This is a genomic window from Cytobacillus solani, from assembly GCF_006704205.1.
In the GTDB taxonomy this organism is placed as follows: domain Bacteria; phylum Bacillota; class Bacilli; order Bacillales; family Cytobacillaceae; genus Cytobacillus; species Cytobacillus solani.
The window spans coordinates 3,689,128-3,712,153 of sequence record NZ_CP041305.1 but is presented as its reverse complement, the minus strand read 5'-3'; the positions used below and the strand labels follow the sequence as shown (position 1 = coordinate 3,712,153).

The 23,026-nt window shown below is 36.8% G+C and carries 21 protein-coding genes, 2 pseudogenes and 1 riboswitch; of the genes and pseudogenes, 12 read left to right on the top strand and 11 right to left on the bottom strand.

Going from position 1 to position 23,026, the window contains the following annotated elements; all coding sequences use genetic code 11:
• Positions 1-209 precede the first annotated feature (209 nt).
• Together FI644_RS18590 and FI644_RS18585 are read right to left on the bottom strand one after the other, a co-directional pair.
• Complete coding sequence (locus FI644_RS18590) at positions 210-770, bottom strand: isoprenylcysteine carboxyl methyltransferase family protein (protein WP_056685384.1); 561 nt, start codon at positions 768-770, stop codon at positions 210-212.
• Between the two features lie 4 nt (positions 771-774).
• Entirely contained in the window at positions 775-1,863 is a 1,089-nt protein-coding gene (locus tag FI644_RS18585; protein WP_053476736.1) for a type III polyketide synthase, read from the bottom strand.
• Between the two features lie 283 nt (positions 1,864-2,146).
• Between FI644_RS18585 and FI644_RS18580 the strand changes: the two genes are divergently transcribed.
• Positions 2,147-2,605 (top strand): chemotaxis protein CheX, encoded by a 459-nt coding sequence (locus tag FI644_RS18580; RefSeq protein WP_053476737.1) that lies wholly within the window; start codon positions 2,147-2,149, stop codon positions 2,603-2,605.
• Between the two features lie 570 nt (positions 2,606-3,175).
• Here the strand turns inward: FI644_RS18580 and FI644_RS18575 are convergent.
• Both FI644_RS18575 and FI644_RS18570 read right to left on the bottom strand, forming a co-directional pair.
• Positions 3,176-4,483 (bottom strand): nucleobase:cation symporter-2 family protein, encoded by a 1,308-nt coding sequence (locus tag FI644_RS18575; protein ID WP_053476738.1) that lies wholly within the window; start codon positions 4,481-4,483, stop codon positions 3,176-3,178.
• Positions 4,480-5,076: a xanthine phosphoribosyltransferase gene (locus tag FI644_RS18570; RefSeq protein WP_053476739.1), complete on the bottom strand. Its 597-nt coding sequence runs from the start codon at positions 5,074-5,076 to the stop codon at positions 4,480-4,482. Before FI644_RS18570 ends, FI644_RS18575 begins: the two co-directional genes overlap by 4 nt.
• A gap of 145 nt (positions 5,077-5,221) precedes the next feature.
• A riboswitch (purine riboswitch) is annotated at positions 5,222-5,323 on the bottom strand.
• A 382-nt stretch (positions 5,324-5,705) separates the two neighbouring features.
• On the opposite strand from FI644_RS18570, the gene FI644_RS18565 reads away from it, so the two are divergent.
• Genes FI644_RS18565 through FI644_RS18555 form a run of 3 tightly spaced genes read left to right on the top strand, consistent with a single transcriptional unit; the run spans position 5,706 to position 8,008 of the window.
• A complete protein-coding gene (locus FI644_RS18565) occupies positions 5,706-5,858 on the top strand; it encodes a cytochrome c oxidase subunit 2A (RefSeq protein ID WP_053476740.1) in 153 nt (50 codons plus the stop codon).
• Between the two features lie 21 nt (positions 5,859-5,879).
• A complete protein-coding gene (locus FI644_RS18560; protein WP_053476741.1) occupies positions 5,880-6,356 on the top strand; it encodes a cytochrome c oxidase subunit II in 477 nt (158 codons plus the stop codon).
• Positions 6,356-8,008 (top strand): b(o/a)3-type cytochrome-c oxidase subunit 1, encoded by a 1,653-nt coding sequence (locus tag FI644_RS18555; RefSeq protein WP_053476742.1) that lies wholly within the window; start codon positions 6,356-6,358, stop codon positions 8,006-8,008. The genes FI644_RS18560 and FI644_RS18555 overlap by 1 nt, the downstream gene beginning before the upstream one ends.
• Positions 8,009-8,042: 34 nt before the next feature.
• On the opposite strand, the gene FI644_RS18550 is transcribed toward FI644_RS18555, so the two are convergent.
• From FI644_RS18550 to FI644_RS18540, 3 genes are all read right to left on the bottom strand, one after another.
• A complete protein-coding gene (locus tag FI644_RS18550) occupies positions 8,043-8,960 on the bottom strand; it encodes a DMT family transporter (RefSeq protein ID WP_053476743.1) in 918 nt (305 codons plus the stop codon).
• Positions 8,961-9,017: 57 nt separating this feature from the next.
• Positions 9,018-10,532: a carboxypeptidase M32 gene (locus tag FI644_RS18545; protein ID WP_053476744.1), complete on the bottom strand. Its 1,515-nt coding sequence runs from the start codon at positions 10,530-10,532 to the stop codon at positions 9,018-9,020.
• 118 nt (positions 10,533-10,650) lie between these two features.
• Complete coding sequence (locus FI644_RS18540) at positions 10,651-10,884, bottom strand: DUF2249 domain-containing protein (protein WP_053476745.1); 234 nt, start codon at positions 10,882-10,884, stop codon at positions 10,651-10,653.
• 193 nt (positions 10,885-11,077) lie between these two features.
• Between FI644_RS18540 and FI644_RS18535 the strand changes: the two are divergent.
• From FI644_RS18535 to FI644_RS18510, 7 genes and pseudogenes are all read left to right on the top strand, one after another.
• Positions 11,078-12,244 (top strand): annotated as a pseudogene (locus FI644_RS18535) (MFS transporter); the annotation flags it as partial.
• Positions 12,245-12,249: 5 nt separating this feature from the next.
• Positions 12,250-12,384, top strand: a complete 135-nt coding sequence (locus FI644_RS27165; RefSeq protein WP_256376266.1) for a hypothetical protein — start codon at positions 12,250-12,252, stop codon at positions 12,382-12,384.
• A 146-nt stretch (positions 12,385-12,530) separates the two neighbouring features.
• A complete protein-coding gene (locus tag FI644_RS18530; RefSeq protein ID WP_053476747.1) occupies positions 12,531-13,220 on the top strand; it encodes a Crp/Fnr family transcriptional regulator in 690 nt (229 codons plus the stop codon).
• A 34-nt stretch (positions 13,221-13,254) separates the two neighbouring features.
• On the top strand, positions 13,255-13,488 hold the full coding sequence (locus tag FI644_RS18525) for a DUF2249 domain-containing protein (RefSeq protein ID WP_053476748.1): 234 nt from the start codon (positions 13,255-13,257) through the stop codon (positions 13,486-13,488).
• A 5-nt stretch (positions 13,489-13,493) separates the two neighbouring features.
• Complete coding sequence (locus FI644_RS18520; RefSeq protein ID WP_053477575.1) at positions 13,494-13,700, top strand: DUF2249 domain-containing protein; 207 nt, start codon at positions 13,494-13,496, stop codon at positions 13,698-13,700.
• An 8-nt stretch (positions 13,701-13,708) separates the two neighbouring features.
• Positions 13,709-14,959, top strand: coding sequence for a hypothetical protein (locus tag FI644_RS18515; RefSeq protein WP_142108702.1), 1,251 nt, complete (start codon positions 13,709-13,711; stop codon positions 14,957-14,959).
• A 12-nt stretch (positions 14,960-14,971) separates the two neighbouring features.
• Complete coding sequence (locus FI644_RS18510; RefSeq protein ID WP_053476750.1) at positions 14,972-15,271, top strand: metal-sulfur cluster assembly factor; 300 nt, start codon at positions 14,972-14,974, stop codon at positions 15,269-15,271.
• 32 nt (positions 15,272-15,303) lie between these two features.
• Here FI644_RS18510 and FI644_RS18505 read toward each other — a convergent pair whose 3' ends face one another.
• Complete coding sequence (locus FI644_RS18505; protein ID WP_053476751.1) at positions 15,304-17,229, bottom strand: ATP-dependent DNA helicase; 1,926 nt, start codon at positions 17,227-17,229, stop codon at positions 15,304-15,306.
• Between the two features lie 1,280 nt (positions 17,230-18,509).
• On the opposite strand from FI644_RS18505, the gene FI644_RS18500 reads away from it, so the two are divergent.
• A complete protein-coding gene (locus FI644_RS18500) occupies positions 18,510-19,721 on the top strand; it encodes an MFS transporter (protein WP_053476752.1) in 1,212 nt (403 codons plus the stop codon).
• 63 nt (positions 19,722-19,784) lie between these two features.
• Here the strand turns inward: FI644_RS18500 and FI644_RS26415 are convergent, their stop codons facing one another.
• The 3 genes and pseudogenes from FI644_RS26415 to FI644_RS18490 form a co-directional block, all read right to left on the bottom strand.
• Complete coding sequence (locus FI644_RS26415; RefSeq protein ID WP_156319134.1) at positions 19,785-19,958, bottom strand: hypothetical protein; 174 nt, start codon at positions 19,956-19,958, stop codon at positions 19,785-19,787.
• 68 nt (positions 19,959-20,026) lie between these two features.
• Positions 20,027-21,160: pseudogene (locus FI644_RS18495) on the bottom strand (THUMP domain-containing class I SAM-dependent RNA methyltransferase).
• A gap of 10 nt (positions 21,161-21,170) precedes the next feature.
• Entirely contained in the window at positions 21,171-22,883 is a 1,713-nt protein-coding gene (locus FI644_RS18490) for a putative bifunctional diguanylate cyclase/phosphodiesterase (protein WP_053476754.1), read from the bottom strand.
• Between the last annotated feature and the right edge of the window lie 143 nt (positions 22,884-23,026).

The window sequence follows — 23,026 nt, the reverse complement described above, 5'->3', positions numbered from 1 at the left end:
TATCCTATCAAATTTATCGAGTATGCGGCTTCACAACATTGTTTAAAACATGCTTCATTACTAATGCGTAGGCGGTTACTGTGCCTGCAATAAATATCGCTACCATATGTAACAACACCTTCCTGTTAAAATTGAAATGAGAACAATTTTCATCTTCAATTAGAATTTTATCACGAACGATAATCATTATCAATATAAAAGTTAAATCGTCACACTTTTTTAACATCATTTATTTGGGAAGGGTCTTTTGCAAAAGCTTCTTTGTATTCAGTTAATGAATTTAATGCTCTTTCCTCCGCAGGGATACGGATACTTAGGATAATAGCATTAAGAATCGTAAATAATAGGGCGGTCATATAGGCTTGAAATAGGAGTGGGATGACGATCAGCTCAATCGAAACAATGATATAATTTGGATGCTTTACATACTTGTAAGGTCCCTTTTTGACAATATCCCCTTCGGGCAAGACAATAATTTTCGTATTCCAAAATGTCCCTAGTGAAGTTAACGCCCATAGTCTGCCAAACTGAGCAATTAAAAAAAGAGAAAGAAAAATCGGCCAACTTGGCGTTAAATGCTTTTGGAAAAGAATTACTTCTAAGATTAAAGAAACAAAAAATAAACTATGGACAGCCACAATAAAAGGATAATGGGAGTGTCCAAATTCGATTGCGCCCTTTTGTTTCAAGCTGCGTTCATTTCGTTTAGCAATCAATAATTCTAACACCCTTTGACTAATTAAAAGGAAAACAAAAGTATAAAATAACATCCGTTTATGCCTCCCATTTCAATAAGAGCAACTCAGAGCTAAATCCAGGTCCTAGTGCTGTAGCAAGTCCGTAATCACCTGCCCGTCCTTCCTCCATAAATCGTTTCAGTACATATAGAATCGTTGATGAAGACATATTTCCGTAAGATTTTAATACTTCTAGTGATTTATTGGTCATAGAAGGATCAATCCCTAATGATTGAACATATGCGTCAAGCACCTTCTTTCCGCCTGGATGGGCAATAAAATGCTGAATCTCTTTGATCCCCATCTGCTGTTCGGATAAAAAGGAAGTTACATTCGGCTTGAGCCAGCCTTCAACAATCGAAGGGATATCCTTCGAGAAAACAACATACAATCCTTCATTCTTCACTTCCCACCCCATAATACCCAAAGAATCAGGCAATAGCGTCGACTGTGTAGCAATAATTAAGGGACTGCATTCAAGCCTTTGAAAGGAAGCTTTGTCCGTATGATCACCAGTTACGAGTGTACATGCGACCCCATCCGCAAAAAGAGATGTACCTATTAAATTACTTTTGGAGCGGTCATTTCTTTGAAATGTCAAGCTGCATAATTCAATAGTAAGCACTAATACTTTTGCATCGGGAAAAGCAAGGCAATATTCATATGCTCGGGAAAGTCCCGATGCACCGCCTGCACAACCTAAACCCCAAATCGGAATTCTTTTTGTATGTGGTGCAAAGGGAAGCTTATTCATAATTCGCGCTTCAATACTTGGCGTAGCAAGGCCTGAACTTGATATACAAAAGATTGCATCAATATCATTTGTCGATATTTCTTTTTTTAGAAATCGATTACTTTTTAAACAGTTCTCAATGGCCTCAATCCCCAACTCGACAGCTCCATCTATGTAAGCATCATTTCTTTCTTTAAATGATCGATCTTCACGAAACCAATCCATCCCTTTTACAAAATGTCTTTTTTCGATTTGACCATTATGAAACACATTTAATAATCGACCGATATCCCGAAAGGATTCAGAAAATAATTCCTTGGCAAAAATCATTACTTCATCCTGTTTTAATATATGTTTAGGTATGGCCTCCCCTACCGAAACAATTGATGGCATACATACCCTCTCCTTCAACTAGTTAAGGATATTTTTTCCACAAAGGAAATTATTATACAAAAAAAATACTTCCCCCATTACGGAGGAAGCATATTGTTTTGAAGGAGTTGTTGTGCACATTCATTATAAGATTATTTCACACCCTCTTCATTAACAAATATTTTCCAACTTTTATTTAATCTATCATCTATGAAAAAATTGCATAGTTTTTTATGATTCTTTACATCTAAAATTCGACAAATATGATAATATTAAAAATAGCTTTTTATTGGAGGAATGCGGTGTGACAACAATTACGAAAAGTGTAACAGACATTTTAAACGGTACTATACATGCAGTCAAAGCCATATTGCCGTTAGAAATAACTGTAGATAAACCATCAATATTTACACAACCTTTCACGCAGCATTCTATTGGTGTCTTAATCGGGATGACAGGCGATGTAAGAGGCCGAATAATAATTGATGGCGATTCAATTGTTTTTGGCAAAATTGGCGAGGCAATGTTTGGAATGGCACTTGAAGGTGAAATGCTGGAATCATTTTCTGGAGAACTTGGAAATATGATCGCTGGCAATCTTTCTACTTTTATTTCCGATAAAGGATTTGAAATGGATATTACCCCACCAACCGTTCTTGTTGGGGGTGCGAAGGTTTATGGCTTTTCTAAGGCATTAAAATTACCTATTCAAATTCAAAATGTTGGAGATTTAATGATTGTGCTTATGATAGAAGGAAGCTAAAACGGTACATTACAGTACCGTTTTCTTCAAAAAAAAAACACCGGATTACTCCGGTTCTGCATAATTGTTCGAATTATTTTGCTTATGCACTTCAATGACTAATTTGTTTTTCACTATTGTACCGCATACTGTACAACTTCCTTCTTGATTATATAAAAGCCTGCAGTTATCGCAATAATATTTCTCCATCATCTTCAATACACATCCTGAATGTAAACTATAAGCTATCATATTACTCCTTTGATGAATGTGTGAAGAAAAGTTTTTTTTTTGATTTATTCATTTTCCCATAAGGCATTAATTATTGATGAAGCATGGTTTTTCTCTGCAAATAGTTTTGTCAAGGTAAATGGTATAACTAAATCACCTAATTTATGAGGTGAAAATTCAATTCCTCCATCAGGAACTCATATTTTTTCTTGTTAGATAGAGTGAAGAAACTGACTTTTATTACAAAAAAACAGCTAATATCTTGATTAGCTGTTTTTTTGATAAAGAGTTAAATGATGAAAATTACGATAGTTTCAACTTTATTAGTATTCGCAAAGCCACATTAAAATTAAAAACACCTTAAGAAGCTTTTGGCTCCTCAATGATATCAGGCTGCTTTTGTTTTATTTTTAATTCATTAAATAAGATATTTAACAAGATAGCAGTTAAGCTTCCAGCGACAATTCCATTCTCCGTTAAAATTCGGATGTTTTCTGGGAGCTGTGAAAATAATCCTGGTACAACGGAGACACCAAGTCCCATCCCTACTGAACAAGCAATAATTAATAAATTTTCCTGTGAAGCAAATTCTACTTTACTTAGCATTTTAATCCCAGAAGCAACAACCATCCCAAACATTGCGATCATTGCGCCACCTAGAACGGATGGAGGAATAACGGTTGTGAGTGCACCAATTTTCGGAACAAACCCAAGCAAAATTAACATTCCAGCAGCTGTATAAATGACATTGCTTGTTCTTACACCTGATATTTGGATAAGACCCACGTTTTGTGAATAGGTTGTATATGGGAATGAGTTGAATATCCCGCCAATAATACTTGCTAACCCTTCCGCACGATAGCCTTTAACAAGATCCTTTTCTTCAATTTTCTTTCCGCAAATATCCCCAAGTGCAAAATAAACACCAGAAGACTCAACTAAACTTACCATTGCCACGAGAATCATTGTAATGATTGGAGTTATTTCAAATGTTGGCATTCCAAAATAAAATGGCTTTGCCATATGGAACCATGAAGCATCCCCAACAGCACTAAAATCAACCTTTCCCATGAAGAAAGCAACGATTGTTCCAGCAATTAAGCCAATTAAAATCGAAATAGAACGAATGAATCCTTTCGAAAAACGGAAAAGAAGAACAATAAATAGCAACGTTCCAAATGCCAGACCAATATTGGATAATGAGCCAAAGTCTGGACTTCCTTGTCCGCCAGCCATATTGTTCATAGCAACCGGAACAAGTGTAATCCCAATAATTGTTACAACAGATCCTGTTACAACCGGAGGGAAAAATCGAACAAGCTTGCCAAAGTATTTACCGATTAAAACGACAAATATACCTGATACAATAATGGCTCCATAAATCGCCGAAATCCCGTATGAATTTCCAATCGCAATAATTGGAGCTACTGCAGTAAATGTACATCCGAGGACAATCGGAAGTCCAATGCCAAAATATTTATTTCTCCATACTTGCAGAATGGTTGCCAAGCCACTTGTCATAATATCAATTGATACGAGGTAAGTCAGCTGTTCCCCAGTTAATCCAAGTGCTCCTCCAATAATTAACGGAACGATAACAGCACCTGCATACATGGCTAATACATGCTGGATACCTAGTGAAGCAATTTTAAATGGGTGCTGTTTCATCTTACTGCCTCCTCTGTTTTATCCAATGTAAATGTCACTTTTCCTTCATTTAGTGAATGAATGGTTGCTAGTGATTCAACTCTGTAGCCTTGTTCTCGAAGAAGCTTACCGCCAGATTGAAAGCCTTTCTCAATGACGATCCCAATACCTGCAATTTCTGCATTTGCCTGTTTGACAATTTCCGCTAGTCCAATCGCAGCCTGACCGTTTGCAAGAAAATCATCAATAATAAGAACACGGTCATTTTCATTTATATATTTTTTCGACACGGATATATCATTTGATTCCTGCTTTGTAAATGAATAAACTTTCGCCGTTAGTAAATCATTTACTAATGTTAGTGATTTCTTCTTTCGAGCAAAGATAACTGGAATGCCTAATTGTAAGCCTGCCATAACGGATGGTGCAATTCCAGAAGACTCAATCGTTACGATCTTTGTAATTCCATCCTCTTTAAAACGGTTTGCAAATTCCTTCCCGATCTCAAACATTAGTTGAGGATTAATCTGATGATTTAGAAAGGAATCTACTTTTAATACTGAATCAGACAGAACAATTCCTTCCTCTTTAATCGTTTGAATAAGTAAATCCATGTTGTTTGTACCTCCTCTAATGATTTCTTCAGGTTGATCAAATATAAATAAGCCTGAAGGACAATGCATTCACATCATAAAATGAGTGAAGCAATGACCTTCAGGCTTTACAAGTAAAGTGAATGGCGAGAAAGAGACAGAAAATCTCTATCCATTGCTCACTCATAGTCAAGTTATTTACGGTAACTCGGTAGAAACTTGCAGGCCATATCCCCGCGATTATATGAGTGAAAGACTATTAAATTAATAAAGTTATTATACCATCCTCTTTTTAAAAATCAATAGTTTTCCCAAAAACAAAACGAACTATATTAAACCAAAAACCACAAATGTTCGTGTATTTAAAATATTCAATATCTATAGACTTTTACTTGATTTCACGAAATATTCTGTTTGATAAATAACCTTGTCAAGATACCATATTAAGCTTCACAATTTCTTCACATTTATCACACTCTAGACGTGATATTTATCACTGAAAAATCAATTTTTCACTATTACTATAGTAATTAAGTTAGGAATGAACATTTTGTGAAATCCCAATAACGGTGTAGATTCCTAGCGATTGTCTTGTATTATGAAATTGTAATCATTTACTTTTTTCAAATTTTCGAAGGGAGTGAAAGAAAATGGCGAAGACGGAACTCAACAGGAAGATAGATACTGAAACAGAAGTTGAGGATAGTACAAATCTAAATGGAACATTAGCTTCCGTAATGATTCTAGGAGCTATCCTAATTATTACATGGGTTGGACTTTATATGCTATTTTTAAGCCGTTAATAATGAAAGGGGAAAAAAACCATGCACATGCATAAGTTTGAAAAGATCTGGCTTATTTTTGGGTTTGGTGCGCTGTTAGTATTTCTAACAGTAATTGGTGTCAGCGCATTTTATCTTGGAAACCAGCCGCCAAGCTGTTTGGCAACAATTGATCCTGAAAAGGTTGACACTACTGCACCATTTAATGAGCCAGGACTGAAAAAGGTAGAAGGAAAAGAATGGGATTACGAATTAGTTTTTGTAGCTTCTGCGTTCTCTTATAGCCCGGCACGCGTCGAAGTACCGCTTGGAGCAAAGGTAAAAGTAATCGCTACATCAAAGGATGTTATGCACGGATTCCAAGCTGCAGGTACAAATGTCAATATGATGCTTGAACCTGGATATATAAGTGAAGTTGTAACAACATTTAAAAACCCAGGTGAATTCTTAATTGTATGTAATGAATATTGTGGTGTTGGACACCATATGATGCACTCGATGATTGAGGTGGTTGAATAATGAACATACAAGCGAAACTTAAGGTGGATCCGCGTGATGGAAAACTAGCAATGGCTCACTTCTATGTTTTCATCGTTGCTTTGGCAATAGGGGGTCTAGCAGGTTTATTACAAACATTCGTTCGATCCGGTAAATTTGAATTACCCTTTGGAATTGGCTATTATCAATTATTAACCCTGCACGGCGTTGTTTTAGCACTCGTTATGACTACATTCTTTATTATGGGCTTCTTACATGCAGTCGTTAGTAAAACTGCAGGTACTTATACAAATCGCCAGCGTACTTTAGCATGGATCAGTTTTGCTTTATTAACAATTGGTACAATTATGGCAGCTATTATGATCCTATTAAATGAAGCATCTGTACTTTATACTTTCTATGCACCATTGCAAGCTCATGCAGTTTTTTACATAGGACTAACATTAGTTGTCGTTGGTTCTTGGGTAGGCAGTGCAGCTGTTTTCATGAAATATGGTGAATGGAGAAAAGCTAATCCAGGTCAATCAAGCCCATTATTAACCTTTATGGCAGTAATTACATTAATGATGTGGGATATCGCTACGATTGGTGTAGCGACAACCGTTTTATTCCAAATATTGCCTTGGTCTCTAGGGTTGGTAGAAACGATTAATGTTGGTCTTTCACGAACATTATTCTGGTATTTTGGACATCCACTTGTATACTTCTGGTTATTGCCAGCTTATATGGTTTGGTATGCTATTATTCCGAAAATTATTGGCGGAAAAATATTCTCTGATTCTTTAGCACGTTTGTCTTTTGTATTGCTCTTATTTTTCTCCATTCCTGTCGGTTTACACCATCAGTTAGTAGAGCCTGGAATTGATCCAGCTTGGAAGTTTATACAAGTTATCTTAACTTTCTTAGTTGTCATTCCTTCTTTAATGACCGCATTCTCATTATTCGCAACGTTTGAAAGCTATGGACGTTCGAAAGGGGCAAAAGGACTTTTTGGCTGGTTCAAAAAGCTGCCTTGGGGTGATGCAAGATTTACGATTCCGTTCATTGGTATGCTAGGATTTATTCCAGGCGGTGCAGGCGGTATTGTTAACGCTTCACACCAAATGAACCAGCTTGTCCATAATACGATTTGGATTACTGGACACTTCCATATGACTGTTGCATTTGCTGTTATTCTAACATTCTATGGGGTTGCTTATTGGCTAATCCCTCATTTAACAGGAAGAATTTTAACAAAGAAAATGAATAAATTAGCGATGATCCAAGGAATAACATGGACAATCGGTATGTTATTCATGTCAAGTTCAATGCATATTCAGGGGCTGCTCGGAGGACCACGTCGTTCTGCATTCTCTGAATATGGCGGAGCAGCTCAAGCTGCGGAATGGATACCATATCAAATTGCTCAAGCAGTTGGTGGATCAATTCTATTCATTTCTATCATTCTTATGGTTTATGTCTTTATTAATCTTGCTTTCTTTGCTCCTAAAGGAGAACAAGAATTCCCTGTTGGTGAAGTAGCTAAAGGGGCAGAAAAAACACCATTAGTATTCGATAATTGGAAGCTATGGCTTGGAATTTCAGCTATACTTATCGTTTTCGCTTACACTCTTCCGCTCATTGATTTAATTCAAAATGCTCCTCCAGGATCAAAAGGATTTAAACTTTGGTAAGTTCAAACACTCCGATCAATCGATCGGAGTGTTTTTATTGTGCTATATCCGTATTCCCACTTTCATTCAATCTCCTCTTCCGGAAAGAGAGGTTAACGATTAATACAGATCCTAGGATTAATAAGGCACCAATTACTTGAAATACGCCAAGTCTTTCCCCATATAGGAATACGCCTAACATTGTTGCAACAACTGGTTCTACTGTGGCAATAATAGCCGCTTTGCTCCCCTCTGTTTTCTCTAGTCCCCAGGTATACAAGAAATAAGCTAGTACAGTAGGAATTAATCCTAAGCCAATCCCATACAGCAAAACCTTCATGTCCATTAATATTTCAAGCCTGGTCCAAAGCCTTGTTACCGGAATGAGTGCAATTGCCGCAATAAGAAAAGTATATAAAGTAATCGTGAAGGGCTGATATTTTTTTAGGGCAAACTTTCCAAATATCGTGTACAGTGCATATCCTAGCCCTGACCCTAATCCAGTGATAATTCCCAAAAAGGTAATATTGCTATCTTCCATTGATATTCCCGCAATTAATACACAGCCTAGGATTGTCCCTGCTACTGCAGCGATCTTTGTTATAGTTAAGCTTTCTTTGAGAAAAATAAAGGAAAGGATTGTCACAAATGCAGGAGATGTATAAAGGAGAATAACCGCAACAGAAATATTCATTTGACTTATGGTTGTAAAATAACAAAAGTTAAAAAATACAATACTCAAGATTCCTGTTCCGACAAATAGCCTGACATCCTTTACTTCTTTTAGTTTCATCTCCTTCGGATATCGGACAATGCCGATAATTAGTAAAAAAACAGCTGCAAATATCACACGAATTGCCACAATTTCCATCGCTGTAAAATCATATGCTCCTAACCCTTTAACAAAGAAAGCAATTATCCCCCATAGGCTTGCTCCTGATGCAATCATGATATAAGGCAATATTTTCTTCAAAGCATTCTCTCCATATATGATGAAAGAGGATGACAGATGCCATCCCCTTCATCCTACTTATTTTAATTGGTACACATTACTATACTTTTCATATAAATAATCAATTAAATAATTTGCATTTAATTCCTCACCAGTAACATCTTTTAAGATATCAAGCGGCTTTTTCATCTTTCCAAATTTGTGAATGTGATCGGTAAACCACTCTTTAATCGGCAATAGGTTCCCCTCTTCTACTAATTGATCATAGTTTGGGAGATCCTTGATCATCGCATTCTTCAGTTGTGCTGCATACATATATCCTAATGCATAAGAAGGGAAGTATCCAAAGCTTCCGCCTGACCAGTGAACATCCTGCAGAACCCCTTGCGCGTCATTTTCTGGTCTAACACCTAGATATTGCTCATACTTCTTATTCCAAATTTCCGGCAAATCCTTTACTTCCATTTCATCGTTAAATAAACCTTTTTCAATTTCATAGCGAATGATGATATGCAGGGGATAAGTTAATTCATCTGCTTCTATCCGAATGAGGGAAGGCTTCGATTCATTTATCGCCCGATAAAAGTCATCTAAGCCAACTTCATCAAACTGTCCGGCAGAATACTCCTTTAGTAAATCGTAATTCTTTTTCCAGAAGGAGTAATGCCTTCCAACAAAGTTTTCATAGAAAAGTGATTGAGATTCATGAATTCCCATTGAAGTTCCATCACATAAAGGCGTACCAATTAAATCTGTAGATATATTCTGTTCATAAAGTGCATGACCACCTTCATGAATCGTCCCAAATACAGCTGTCCGGAAGTCGTGTTCATCATATTTAGTGGTTACACGAACATCACCAGGATTTAACCCGGTCGCAAACGGATGTACTGTTTCATCAAGGCGCCCAGCATTAAAGTTATAGCCCATTTGCTTAAGAATTTCTAAACTAAAATCACGCTGCTTTTCCTTAGGGAAATGTTCAAATAAGAAGCCAGTTTCTAACTTTTGCTCTGACTGTGAAATACTATGTACAAGCGGGACGATTTTTTCTCTCAACTGGCCAAATACCTGATCGAGCACTTCCACCGTCACACCTGGTTCATACATGTCTAATAATGTATTATATTTATTCCCTTTAAAACCCCAATACTGAATAAAACGCTTTGTCATTGCTACAAGCTTCTCAAGGTATGGGCGAAACATTTCGAAATCTGATTTTGCTTTTGCTTCTTCCCAAATACTTTCAGACTTTGACTGGAGAATGACATATTCCTTATACTCTTCAGCAGGAATTTTTTTGTTGAGATCATATTCCTTTTTACATTCAAGTAGTGTTTTCATCGTAATTTCAGAGAGAATCGACTCATTGCCACTTAATTCTACTATGTAAGCTTCCATTTCTTCTGACGTAGACATTTTAAATACATCAGTAGATAACATGCCAATTACTTCCGAGCGCTGCTCCACCCCTTGTTTTGGAGCCCCTGTCCGTAAATCCCAATAAATTAATCCGAGGGCTTCTTTATACGCTTCCATCTTTTTCACGTAATCCAAAAACTCTTTTTCTACTAGTTTTACAGTCTCGCTCATTCATATTCCCCCTCATTTTCATATGACCCCTTCTATATTATCATATTCTTTCGAAAAATGGAAAAAGACAACAGCATTCAAACTGTTGCCTTTTCGTTCAATATAATGAAGCAAAGGTCTATTTCTTTCCGATTGCTACTCTCCAAGTATCAGGACCCTCTTCAAGGTATTCCCAAGTAAACTGCTCTTCTCTTTCCATCATAAATTGGTATTGTAACGGTCTAGGGTCATGATCATTGATTAATTGCATACATTCACCTGATTGTAATGAATCAAATGCTTTAAAAATTGTTGGATGCTTTTCTCTTGGCGGATAATCAGGTGCATTGATTGTTTGAGCAAATTCTTTCATGTTTCTTTCCCCCTAATCATTTATTAACAACCTCATTTTATATAATTAGTGGAAAACAATTAGTGAGAGGGGTCACATTTATCCTATGATATTTCCCCCACAGCAAAAATATCGGTTCAAAATGAACAATCATCGTTTTATTTTTTAGAAACCGTTATAATAGGAATAAGGAAATCTATATAATAGGAAGAGATTAGTTTATATGAAACAATTTATCTTAATTATCGTTTTGATATCTTTTTTCGATATGTTCTCCCAATTGCCGATCATGAGTCCTTTTGCTAAAAGCTTAGGTGCATCCCCCGCTTTCATTGGTTTAATTGTCGGGATGTACTCATTCTCTAATATGTTCGGAAATATTTTGGCCGGTTATTGGATTGATAAACAAGGCGGCAAAAAGGTTTTACTTTTCGGCTTTCCCCTAACCGCTGCAATATTGCTGCTGTATACGATCGTCACTACACCTGGCCAGTTAATGGCCGTAAGGTTCTTTCATGGTTTATTTAGCGGATTTCTCGTTCCAGCTGCATTTACTGTTCTTGCAAATAGAGAAACAGAGAGTAAACAGGGGAAATCAATGGCAATTTCAGGCGTTGCTGTTGGGATTTCCGCTATTATCGGTCCTGCATTTGGAGGAATTGTCGCATCTAAATACAATGTTGAATGGGTGTTTATAATCATCGCCTGTGCAATGCTGCTGATTGCGGGTTGTTCAGCGTTTATTTTGCCAAATCGATCAGTCACACTGAGCAGCAAGGTCGAATCGTCTTTTTATACGTTGTTTTCCATTTTGAAGACTCCTGTATTAGCCTTTAGTTTCATTGGTGCTTTTTCATTGATGTTCGCTCAAGGTGTTTTAGCTTATATGCTTCCTTTACAGGTTGAATCGCTTAACTACGGAACTCATTTTAGCGGGATGCTGCTAAGTACATTCGGAATTACTGCGATTTTAATTTTCGGGTTGCCGACCAATCGGATATTTGATAAATATCCGCATCATCATACGATGGTGCTTGGAATGACCATCATTGGATTTGCTCTCATTCTATTAAGCAATGCAGCTTCCCTTCCATATCTATTTATTTGTATGATTTTATACGGTGCTGGCTTTGCCTTTTTATTTCCTTCTATATCTGCCATGCTTGTTGAACAAACGGATGAAGAGACAAGAGGAAAAGCATTTGGGTTGTTTTATGCATTTTTCTCACTCGGTGTTGTTGCTGGGTCTTCATTAACAGGCATTTTATCTGTTTCTTTTAGTACAGGATTTATTATTGCAGCCTGTCTACTATTTGCTAACAGTATTTGGATATTTATTTATTTCAAAAGAAAAGCAGCATTACATGAAGGAATGGAGTGAAAATATTGAGAGAGCTCGTAAGTAAATGTCACTTATGCGGGAAGGATCTTTATTGTATCGATGGTTTTTTCAATGGTATTCATACAGATGAGCAGCAAACACTTTGTTTTGATTGCGCAGAGGAAAAGGAATCCACTTAGGAGTGGGTTCCTTTTTTTCTGCTTTTTCTTAGTTGAGAATGAGAATCAAAATATTTATTTACTATGATTCAGGTCACTTATTCTCCAAAAATATCGTGCTACACTTGGTTTATATTAAGCTAGAAAATTGTAAGAAGGTGAGCTAATTGAGAATTGAGGATATTGAAAAACGCCTCAAGGCAGTTCCTCTATTTAAAGATTTAGAGAAAGAGGAGCTTTCCCATATTGTAGATATCGCCCAAACCCGATTGTATAAGTATAAATTATATGTATTCATGCAGGGCGATCCGCTTGATCGCGTGTTCTTCATCCATTCGGGGAAAATAAAGATTTATAAAACAGATACATCTGGCAGAGAGCAAATTGTTTCCGTTCTTGAAGCCGGAGAAATGTTCCCCCACGCTGGTTTTTTCAGACAAGGGAATTATCCAGCACACGCGGAAGTGATTGAAGAAGCACAACTAATAACAATCCCAATCGATGATTTTGAAAAAATCCTCCTTACTAATCCATTGCTTTGTATTAAGCTATTCAAAGTATTAGGGGAAAAGATTGTTGATTTACAAAACCGGCTGGAGGAACAAATTCTTCATAATACGTATGAGCAAATAATCATGCTATTTTTAAGGCTTTGCAAAACAAATGGAATGAAATTAGATGATTTATATAAAATCACTACTCATTTCACCAATCGGGAACTGGCAAATATGATTGGAACTTCGAGGGAAACAGTGAGCAGAACAATCAGCCAATTAAAGAAAAAGGACTTTTTGTTAACGGATGAAGAGGGATTCTTTCTAGTTAATCGAGATGGTCTTAAACAAGAAATTCTATAATTATATATTTCATATTTGAAGGAGAGAGTTAAACATGGAAAATAAAGTAATCGAATTAGATGTTAGAGAAGATATTAAAAACAAATTAGAACCATTTCAAAAGATCATGCAAGCGATAAACGGACTGGAAAAAGGAGATGTATTTATCCTTCATGCTCCATTTAAGCCAGCTCCCTTATTTACTGTTTTGAAAGCAAAAGGGTTTGAACATGAAGCAGAGGAATTAGAGAAGAAACATTGGAAAGTTACTTTTACGAAAAGAGGGTAATGGCTATGATTCTAGATAATCGGGGTCTTGAACCGCCTCAGCCAATGATGAGGACGCTTGATGCGCTGGAATCCTTATCCGTTGGTGAAACATTATCAATTATTAATGATCGAAGACCGATGTTTTTATATGAACAATTAGATGAAAAAGGATATAAACATGTAACATCTGAACGGGAAGATGGAAGCTATTTAATTGAAATTACGAAATAAAGAAGGTGATGAAGTTGGGTCCTTCAGCTTCAGGCAATGAAACAAATATTAAACTCCCATTTTCTTTTATTTTTGTCAGCATGGTCGCTTTGTTGGCATCACAGATTCTACTTTTATTTCAGGGCGATTTTTTAATGGATGGTCAATTCCGTGTTCCTGGCATCTGGTCGGCAGCTCATCTGTTCATTTTAGGCTGGGCATTAATGATAGCAATGGGAGCGATGTACCAGCTCGTTCCCGTCGCTTTCTTGACCCCCATTTGGAATGAAAAATTCGGTTTTATTCAATTTGGTGTGACTGCCATCGGGACTTTTGCATTCGCGCATTTCTTGTTTCATGATCCACAAAATGCGCTCATCCCAGGAATCATTACGTTAATTGGGATACTCATGTTCCTTTTTCAAATGTTTATGACCTTACGTAAACAAGCAAAGCCAAATATATTAACATTATATGTTGGCACCGCATTAGTTTGTCTGCTTCTAACGATTGGACTTGGTATCACTATGCTTTATAGCATGAAATCAGGTGCAGCAGCCAATCAATATTTTGCGATCTTTAAAAGCCATTTACTGCTTGGAACGGCTGGCTGGTTTACGATGCTAATTTTCGGCTTTTCTTATAAAATGGTGCCGATGTTCTCTCTATCCCATGGATACAGCATGAAGCCTGCGAAGTTTGTTTATCCGTTTTATGCTGGAGGACTGTTTGTAGCAATTGTCTCCTTCTTTACAGAGTCAAGCGTTGCTTTAATAGCTGGTCTATTGCTGCAGCTCATTGGTTTTGCCATATTTATTTATCATATTTCGCTCATCCTTAAAAAAAGAGTGAAAAAGAAGCTTGACCGTTCGTTTACATTTGCATTAATTGCTATTTTAAGTGGCGGATTAATTCATTTTGCTGCGTTTATCACAGCACTAACCGGTGTTTTTTCAAAAGCAGTTGGTCCTTTATTAATGATGTATCTTTTCTTTTGGATTGCCTTTAGTATCATTGGCTACTTGTATAAAATTGTCCCCTTCTTATGGTGGACAGCAAAGTACAGCAAGGAAATTGGAAAAAAAGATGTTCCATCACTAAAAGATATGGTCAATGATCGAGCATCTACACCTGTGTTTGCTTGTCTAGTAATCGGAATAATTGGTGTAGCTCTTTCTTTATTCATCGGCAGCAAGGCACTGTTCATATCTGGTCAGTTATTATTTACAATCGCCTGCTTCTTATTCTGTTTTGCCATTGCCAAAGTAGTTACAAAATAGGAGGGTTCTATCATGACATTAAAAGAAAAAGTACTAAGCAATTTAAAAAGAGTAATGGATCCTGAGCTTAATATAAATGTTGTTGATTTAGGCTTAATTTATGATATTGAGTTTCCTGAAGAGGATTTTGTTTATGTTACAATGACATTAACAACACCTGGATGTCCCTTGCATGACAGCATAACAAGCGGTGTAAAATACTGTCTTGAAGAGATGGAGGAAATCTCGAAGGTAGAGGTTAATCTCGTATGGGAGCCTGCCTGGTCACCTGAAAAGATGACTCCGGATGGATTAAAGCAAATCGGCCGTTAATAAGAAAATCCCCTCACAATGAGGGGATTTTCTTATTTCACTGACAATGCAGTAGGCAGCACACTTTTCACGAATTCGATTACTTCTGGTTTTTCATTTTCCCTCATTAAAATATGAACGGTTCCATTATCCTCATGTGTTCGAATTAAACGGCCAATGCCTTGCCTTAAACGAAGGAGCATGTATGGCAAATCGACTTCTTTAAAAGGATCATTCACACTTTCCCTTTTTGCTGTAAAAACAGGGTCATGTGGAGGAAAAGGCAATGTAAATAGAATTACATTTTCTAGTGATCTTCCTGGAATATCCAACCCTTCCCATAGATGAACAGAGCAAAGGACAGAATGCTCATCATTTTGAAAGTTGGATACTAATGTGCTAATTTCAGCATCCCCTTCAAAGTATAGAGAAAGAGTGGTCTTTCCAGTTATATACTTTTTAAAGCTTGCAAGCTCTTGTTTATTTGTAAACAATACTAATGCTCTGCCCTCAGATTTTTCAATTTGCTCATGGACATATTGCATTTTTGCTTCGAGTTTATTTTCAGAAAAACTAGGCATGGAAATGGCCATATTCTCTTCATAATCAAATGGAGAGGCTACGGAAAAAGATAAAAAATTATCAATTCCAAGGCTTTTTGCCATATAATCAAATGATTTATTTTCTGATAAGGTAGCTGAAGAGAAAATGAATGGTTTCTTTTGCGAAAAGACTTCTTCTCTCATAATATCCTCAACCATACGCGGCATAATGACGAGTGTCCTTTCCCCATCATTCTCTTCAAACCAAGTAATCCCTTTTAAATCCTTTAAGAAAAGAGAAAGGGAATAAGAGATCTGTTCCAAATATTCTTCAACAATTTTTAAATCATACTCATTAATTACATACATTTCACTCTCAAACACAAGCTCTTCTTCAAGTGCACTTATTAAATCAAGCAATTTTTTTCCTTGTTTCATAACCTCTGCCGTTTTTTGAATCGTTCTTTTATCCGATCCCTCAGAAACAGTTGAAGTATTCGTCAAGGCAGAAAAGAACAGCTCATTTTGAATAATCGCTTCATCAATAATATTTAAAGTTTTTTCCCTTACATCATTCTCCATTAATCTTGTTAAAAGTGTTTCAAGCGTTTGTTCAGTCAGTCTATAGGTGAGTGCTTTTTGAGAAGCATATTCAAGCAAATGCCCTTCATCGAATACCACACAAGAACTCTCTGGCAGCAATGGCAGCTGTCCTTCCCGCTTTCTGGATTCCTTCGTCCATATATGCTCCATGTAAAAATCATGCGAGCATATAATGATATCTTTCGCATTTCGATAGTAGTCCCGATTGAGGGTTTGTCCACAACGATGACGCTTTTCACATGTGAAGCAATCTTGAAGTGGATCCCAAGCAATATTTCCCCATTTCTCATCAGGGAGTTCTGGAAATTCCTTTCGGTCACCATATTTTTCAAAAATCTGCATAGAAGAGCCAGTGTGTACGAATTCTGGGAGTCGGTCATAGATAGAGTTATATGCATCCATATCTTCTGTTGCAATCAGCCGGTCGAGCTTATTTAAACATAAATATTGATCTCTTGATTTCGCCAGCCTTACATCAATTGTTAATCCTAGCGCTTTTTCAAGCTTCGCAATGTCTCCTTCTTTTTTCACGAGCTGCTCAATTAATGTTTCATCCGCACAGGCAATAATCGCGGGCTTATTTACATATCTAGCATAAGCAATACAATAGAGTAAATAAACAAGTGTTTTTCCTGTTCCCACACCTGCTTCTGCAAAGATAACCTTCTTTTCTTTAAATGCCTTTTCCACCTGAAAAGCCATAAAAATTTGTTCATCACGTAATTCAAAGCCTGCTTCAGGCAATATATCGTAAAAAACATCACCAATCCATTCACTTAATTTCTCAAAAAACGATTCACTTTTGGACAATGCAAATGGCATTCTGCTTTGCATAGTATCCCTCCGTTCTAGAGTTCGAAGGTTAGAGGTATAACGGTTGGGATAGCTTTCTTTTTCCCAACACTACGAGTTCTCTCCTTCAATCCGCTCTAGGAATTTAATATTTTTATACGATTTCATAAATAAAAGACCAACAATCATTTTAACGTATATTGAGACAGTGTCAAGTAATGTTTCTGGATAGGTAATAAATAGTGAAAGAGCGTGCCTTCTGCCCGCTCTTTCATCATTAGCAATATGTAACTGCTATTATTCGCATGCTTGCAAAGAACAATGCGGAACAGTTTAATATATTATAGACACTATTTCATATGTATAAACAGCAGCCTCTTAACGCAAGACTCTGCTCTAATAAAGAATAGTTATGGCAATTTATAAAAGTGTTCATTTATTTTGAAAAAATTGATCCATTTTTTTATTATAATAGTTTTGGAGCTTTAAAAACAGGAAAGGGAGTAGACTATGTTATTTAAACCTCGAACTAAATCTGAATTATTAATCCTTTAATTCAAATGAATAGAAGTGAATCCCTTCTGGGTCAGTTCCTTCAAACCATTGGATCCAATCTACCCATCAATGTAAAAGTCGTATTTATCAACCCCGAATTCATTTTATATCAAACACCTCTCAATAAACCATTTATATTGCCAACACAAATTAATAGTTATTTGAAAAAACTAAATCTGAACTCCTCTAATTTAAATGAAAAACACAGATGGTTAGCTGACAAAATCATTTTCCACCATATTGAAGACTCTCCTATTAAACTATTGCCTTCTTATAAATACGAGCAGCTGCAAAAAGGAATTACTTGTGACAATTGCACCTCTATTTCGGTTTTCATTAATGGTAAAATATGCATTTGCCAAGAATGCAGGTACGAGGAATCCGTTGAAACTGCAGTGATGAGAAATGTGAAGGAATTCAAACTGCTTTTCCCCGAAAAAAAAGTCACTACTTTGCTTCGTTTCACTTATGTCATATTGGACTTCATCAGTAGTAAGACAACCTTTTTTTCGTGCCCTTCCTCGATTGGGGACTTCATTTGCTGTATGAATGAACTTTCCCCCTTGCTGTTACTCGATTTGGGTCTCCATCAACCACATGAACGACCTCCGGTTAACTTATCCCAAGCGCTTATTTGAAATTTTATGGTGCTTAGCTGAAGTGCGTCATCTTTAAATCTGCAAAAATATTTATAAAATTGATTCATTTTCAATATTATTTGTAGTATCTTTAGAGAGACGAAATACAAACGAACGAGAGGCAGATTTATGTGGAAAAATAAAAATGTATGGATTTTACTTATCGGTGAATTTATTGCTGGTTTAGGACTTTGGCTTGGTATTATTGGAAATCTTGAGTTTATGCAGGAAAAAGTCCCCTCTGATTTTGTCAAATCACTTATTCTGGCGGCAGGATTGCTTGCCGGTATTGCAGTTGGCCCCTGGGCAGGAAAAGTTACTGATCAAATGAACAAAAAAACAGTTATGCTTGTTTCTGGAGCCGTTCGGACAGTAAGTGTAGTTTTTATGCTAATCGCTATTGAAACAGGTTCTGTTTGGTGGATGGTTGTCTTTCTTGTTTTTCTCCAAATCTCCGCTGCCTTCTATTTCCCAGCTTTACAAGCAGCAATCCCACTTGTTGTTGAAGAAAATAACCTTTTACAGCTTAACGGAGTGCACATGAATGTGTCCACTCTTTCACGTGTACTAGGAACTGCGGTTGCCGGCATTTTATTAGTTATTATGCCATTATCTATGCTTTATGTTATGTCTCTAGCAGCATATGCGGGATTATTCGTGATTACATGCTTTCTGAAAATTAATGAGCCAATTACATTACAGAACCATCCAAACAAAGCGTCGGCTGCTAGCACAAGCTTTAAGGATATATTTCCGATTATCAAGGGGCTTCCTATTGTGTTAATGACCTTAGTATTAACGCTTGTCCCACTTTTGTTTATCGGCGGATTTAATTTAATGGTCATAAATATAAGTGAGATTCAAGATAGTTCAGTTATTAAGAGCTGGATTTACGCAACAGAAGGGATTGGCTTCATGCTTGGTGCTTTCCTTGTAAAGCAAATTAGCTTAAGAAGCTCACCGTACACGATTCTGTTTCTGTTTTCATTTGTTATCGGCTTCTCTCAGCTCCTGCTTTATTTTGCAAATGTACCGATATTAACTGTTTTGGCCTTTTTAGTATTCGGCTTTGCTGTTGGCTGCTTCTTCCCAACAGCTGCAACCATTTTTCAAACAAGAGTACCAAAGGAGTTTCACGGCAGATTCTTTTCATTCAAAAATATGCTTGATCGTGTTACCTTCCAGGTCGTACTTTTAATGACAGGGTTCTTGTTAGATACAGTAGGTCTCCAGCATATGGCCATCATTTTTGGTGCGTTATCCCTGTTTATGACAGCCTCCTTCTATCTCAGGTTTAAGCAGCTTAGAACGAACGTAGAGGTGACTAATAAAGTTTCTTAAGTCAAAATAAAAAAATCCCCGTTTGCCAACAAACGGGGATTTTTAATCATTATTTTTCATTCTCTATTTATGTAAGGTTGAGAATGAGTAGGACATGGCTTGATGGAGTTCATTTTGTGCATGTTGAAGCTGTTCGAGAGCTGTGGTTGATAATATATTCGGATCTGCCTTTATTGCTTCGATCGTATCAGTTAAAGATTGGGAGATTTTATTAAAATCAATTCTTGTATCGTACATATAAAGAGCCCTCCTGACCATTTTTGATATAAGTATATGGTATTCATGATCAGGAGAATATATGCCCGTTATTTTGTTCTAGGCGGGCGTTTTCCCCAATACTGATAATAATCTGTACGAATAAATCCATTAAATAGCTTTCGCTTCTTAGTGGCAGGTTTTCCATAGAATTGCTCAAATTGTTCATTCGAAGTAAGGATATAAACAGACCATGTATCCAAAGGAGCCAATGCCGCACCCATTTCCGCATACATTTTTTGAACTGCATCCTTATCTCCTAACCGTTCTCCATATGGCGGATTGCCTACAATTACACCATATTCCTTTGTTGTGGTGAAATCTCTCACCTGCATTTGCTTGAAATGAATTAAATCGCCAAGACCTGCTTCAAATGCATTTTCTTCAGCAATTTTTACCATTCTATGATCGATATCAGTACCTGTAATATCTAATGGCTGATCATAGTTTGCTAAATCTTCTGTCTCCAGCCTTGCTTCTTCCCAAACCTTTTCAGGAATCCAGTGCCAGCCTTCAGAAACAAATTCTCGATTGAAGCCAGGAGCAATGTTTTGGCCAATTAATGCGGCTTCAATCGGAATCGTACCAGAGCCGCAAAACGGATCAACAAACGGCTTGTCTGGTGTCCAATTCGTTAGCATAACAAGAGCTGCAGCAAGTGTCTCTTTTAAAGGCGCTTCCCCTTGTCCCGCACGGTACCCGCGTTTGTGCAGTCCGCTTCCGCTGGCATCGATTGTTAATAGGGCTACATCCTTATGAAGTGCCACTTCGATTTTAAAAAGTGGACCATTTTCATCAAACCAGCCAGATTTCTTATAGTGCTTTCTCATTCTTTCAACAATTGCCTTTTTTACAATTGCCTGGCAATCTGATACACTAAACAACTTGGATTTAACAGATTTCCCTGTAACCGGAAATTCAGCATCTTCAGGCAAAAAGTTTTCCCATGGAAGTGCTTTTGTTTTCTCAAAAAGCTCATCAAAGGTTGTTGCCTTAAACTCTCCAATCTTAATTCTAATTCTGTCAGCTGTCCGCAGCCATAGATTTGAGCGCACAATTGCTGACGCATCCCCCTTATATGAGATTCGTCCATTTTCAACCGCGCATTAGTATCCAAGATCTCGTACTTCCTTTGCTACTAAGGCTTCAAGCCCCATAGCTGATGTTGCAATTAAATCAAACATAATTTCACCCTTATATTAAATTGTTCTCATCCCAGTTTTGCAATAATGCTAGTAGCTGATGTTTCGGGAGTGGTTTTGTTATGTAATATCCTTGAATATAGTCACACTTTTCTTTTTTCAATAGTTCGTATTGTTTCTTATTTTCTACCCCTTCAGCAACGACCTTTAAATTCAAGCGATTAGCCATCATAATGATCGCTTCAACAATCGAACTATCCTCTTTATACATGGCTATTCCTTTAATAAAGCTTTGATCAATTTTCAATGTATCGAGAGGAAAGCGTCTTAAGTAGCTTAATGAGGAATAGCCAGTCCCAAAATCATCTATTGATAATTTTATACCAAGCTGCTTTAGTTTAACAAGTTTATCTACTGTTTCTAGTGCATTTGGCATGATCATGCTTTCTGTTAGCTCTAATACAATATGTCGTGTGCTAACATTTGTCTTTTGGAAAATCTCATTTAATGATTTAATAAATCCATCCTGACTAAAATGGAGGGAAGAAACATTGATATTCATTCTAATTTTTGAGCCGTTTAGATGGATGCTGTTTAGGTCTTCACATGCCTTTTGGATGATCCACTCACTTAATGGAACAATTAGCCCTGTCTCTTCCGCTAGAGGGATAAATTCTGATGGAGGGATATTGCCAAGTGTTTTTTGTTTCCACCTTACAAGTGCTTCCACACCTACTATTTCCATTGTATTTGTATCTACAATTGGATGATAAACAAGATATAATTCGTTACGTTCCAAAGCCTTCCGTAAGTATGTCTCTAATATCATTTGTTTAGTTTCATTCTGATGCATATCCTGATGGTAAAGCTCGTACTGATTTTTCCCGCCAGATTTTGCATCATACATCGCTTTATCTGCATTCTTTAGCAAGGTTTCCGCATCGCTTCCATCAAGTGGATACAGGCTAATACCGATACTTGCTGTGACATACACTTCATACCTATCAAGAAAAAATGATTTGGATAAAGACTCGATGATACGTTCAGCGATATGAATAGCTTCTTTCGGGTGCTTAAAATTTGGCAAAACGATGACAAACTCATCTCCGCCAAGACGGGCTATCATATCTTTATTTTTGAGCAAGCCTTTTAGCCTAGAAGATACTTGTTTTAACAATAAATCCCCATAATTATGTCCTAACGTATCATTCACTTGCTTAAACCGATCCAAATCAAGAAATAGGATGGCCAGCTGCTGCTGATATTTTTCTGCCGTTTGTAATAAACCTTCTAATCGTTTATTCAAACTGTACCTATTCGCAACACCTGTTAATGAATCATAATGTGCTAAAAACCTAAGCTGTTTTTCTGTGGTCTTTTGATCTGAAATATCACTGAATACACCAACATAGTTTGTTACATTTCCACTATCATCTTTAATCACGCTAATCGTCAGCCATTCCGGATAGAGCTCATCGTTTTTACGTTTATTCCAGATTTCACCCTTCCATACGCCCGTTTTATATATTTGCTTCCACATAGTTTGATAAAAAGCTTCATCATGTACACCCGATTGCAGGATATTAGGATTATTACCAATTACTTCTTCCGCATTATAACCTGTGACAATTTCAAATGCGGGATTGACTGATATGATTCTGCCGCGGGCATCGGTAATCATAACTCCTTCACTCGTATTTTCAAAGACTTTCATTGCAATCTTAACGATATTAAGTGAATCTCTTTGTTTTATAAACTCCAACATAATATATTCATCCTTGCTCGCATAACGTTATGAGTCTTTTACGTTTCTTCTATTATCACGTTTGATAAGTCATTCACATCCTCTTATCATATATGTATTTATGCGTAAATACAAGAAAGCTCCCCTTAAAAAAGGAGAGCTTT

Bases quoted from the DNA above. Each gene is read 5' to 3' on its own strand.
- FI644_RS18590 (WP_056685384.1), bottom strand. From the start codon at position 770: ATGTTATTTTATACTTTTGTTTTCCTTTTAATTAGTCAAAGGGTGTTA.
- FI644_RS18585 (WP_053476736.1), bottom strand. From the start codon at position 1,863: ATGCCATCAATTGTTTCGGTAGGGGAGGCCATACCTAAACATATATTA.
- FI644_RS18575 (WP_053476738.1), bottom strand. From the start codon at position 4,483: ATGAAACAGCACCCATTTAAAATTGCTTCACTAGGTATCCAGCATGTA.
- FI644_RS18570 (WP_053476739.1), bottom strand. From the start codon at position 5,076: ATGGATTTACTTATTCAAACGATTAAAGAGGAAGGAATTGTTCTGTCT.
- FI644_RS18565 (WP_053476740.1), top strand. From the start codon at position 5,706: ATGGCGAAGACGGAACTCAACAGGAAGATAGATACTGAAACAGAAGTT.
- FI644_RS18560 (WP_053476741.1), top strand. From the start codon at position 5,880: ATGCACATGCATAAGTTTGAAAAGATCTGGCTTATTTTTGGGTTTGGT.
- FI644_RS18555 (WP_053476742.1), top strand. From the start codon at position 6,356: ATGAACATACAAGCGAAACTTAAGGTGGATCCGCGTGATGGAAAACTA.
- FI644_RS18545 (WP_053476744.1), bottom strand. From the start codon at position 10,532: ATGAGCGAGACTGTAAAACTAGTAGAAAAAGAGTTTTTGGATTACGTG.
- FI644_RS18540 (WP_053476745.1), bottom strand. From the start codon at position 10,884: ATGAAAGAATTTGCTCAAACAATCAATGCACCTGATTATCCGCCAAGA.
- FI644_RS18525 (WP_053476748.1), top strand. From the start codon at position 13,255: ATGGAAAATAAAGTAATCGAATTAGATGTTAGAGAAGATATTAAAAAC.
- FI644_RS18520 (WP_053477575.1), top strand. From the start codon at position 13,494: ATGATTCTAGATAATCGGGGTCTTGAACCGCCTCAGCCAATGATGAGG.
- FI644_RS18515 (WP_142108702.1), top strand. From the start codon at position 13,709: ATGAAGTTGGGTCCTTCAGCTTCAGGCAATGAAACAAATATTAAACTC.
- FI644_RS18510 (WP_053476750.1), top strand. From the start codon at position 14,972: ATGACATTAAAAGAAAAAGTACTAAGCAATTTAAAAAGAGTAATGGAT.
- FI644_RS18505 (WP_053476751.1), bottom strand. From the start codon at position 17,229: ATGCAAAGCAGAATGCCATTTGCATTGTCCAAAAGTGAATCGTTTTTT.
- FI644_RS18500 (WP_053476752.1), top strand. From the start codon at position 18,510: ATGTGGAAAAATAAAAATGTATGGATTTTACTTATCGGTGAATTTATT.
- FI644_RS26415 (WP_156319134.1), bottom strand. From the start codon at position 19,958: ATGTACGATACAAGAATTGATTTTAATAAAATCTCCCAATCTTTAACT.
- FI644_RS18490 (WP_053476754.1), bottom strand. From the start codon at position 22,883: ATGTTGGAGTTTATAAAACAAAGAGATTCACTTAATATCGTTAAGATT.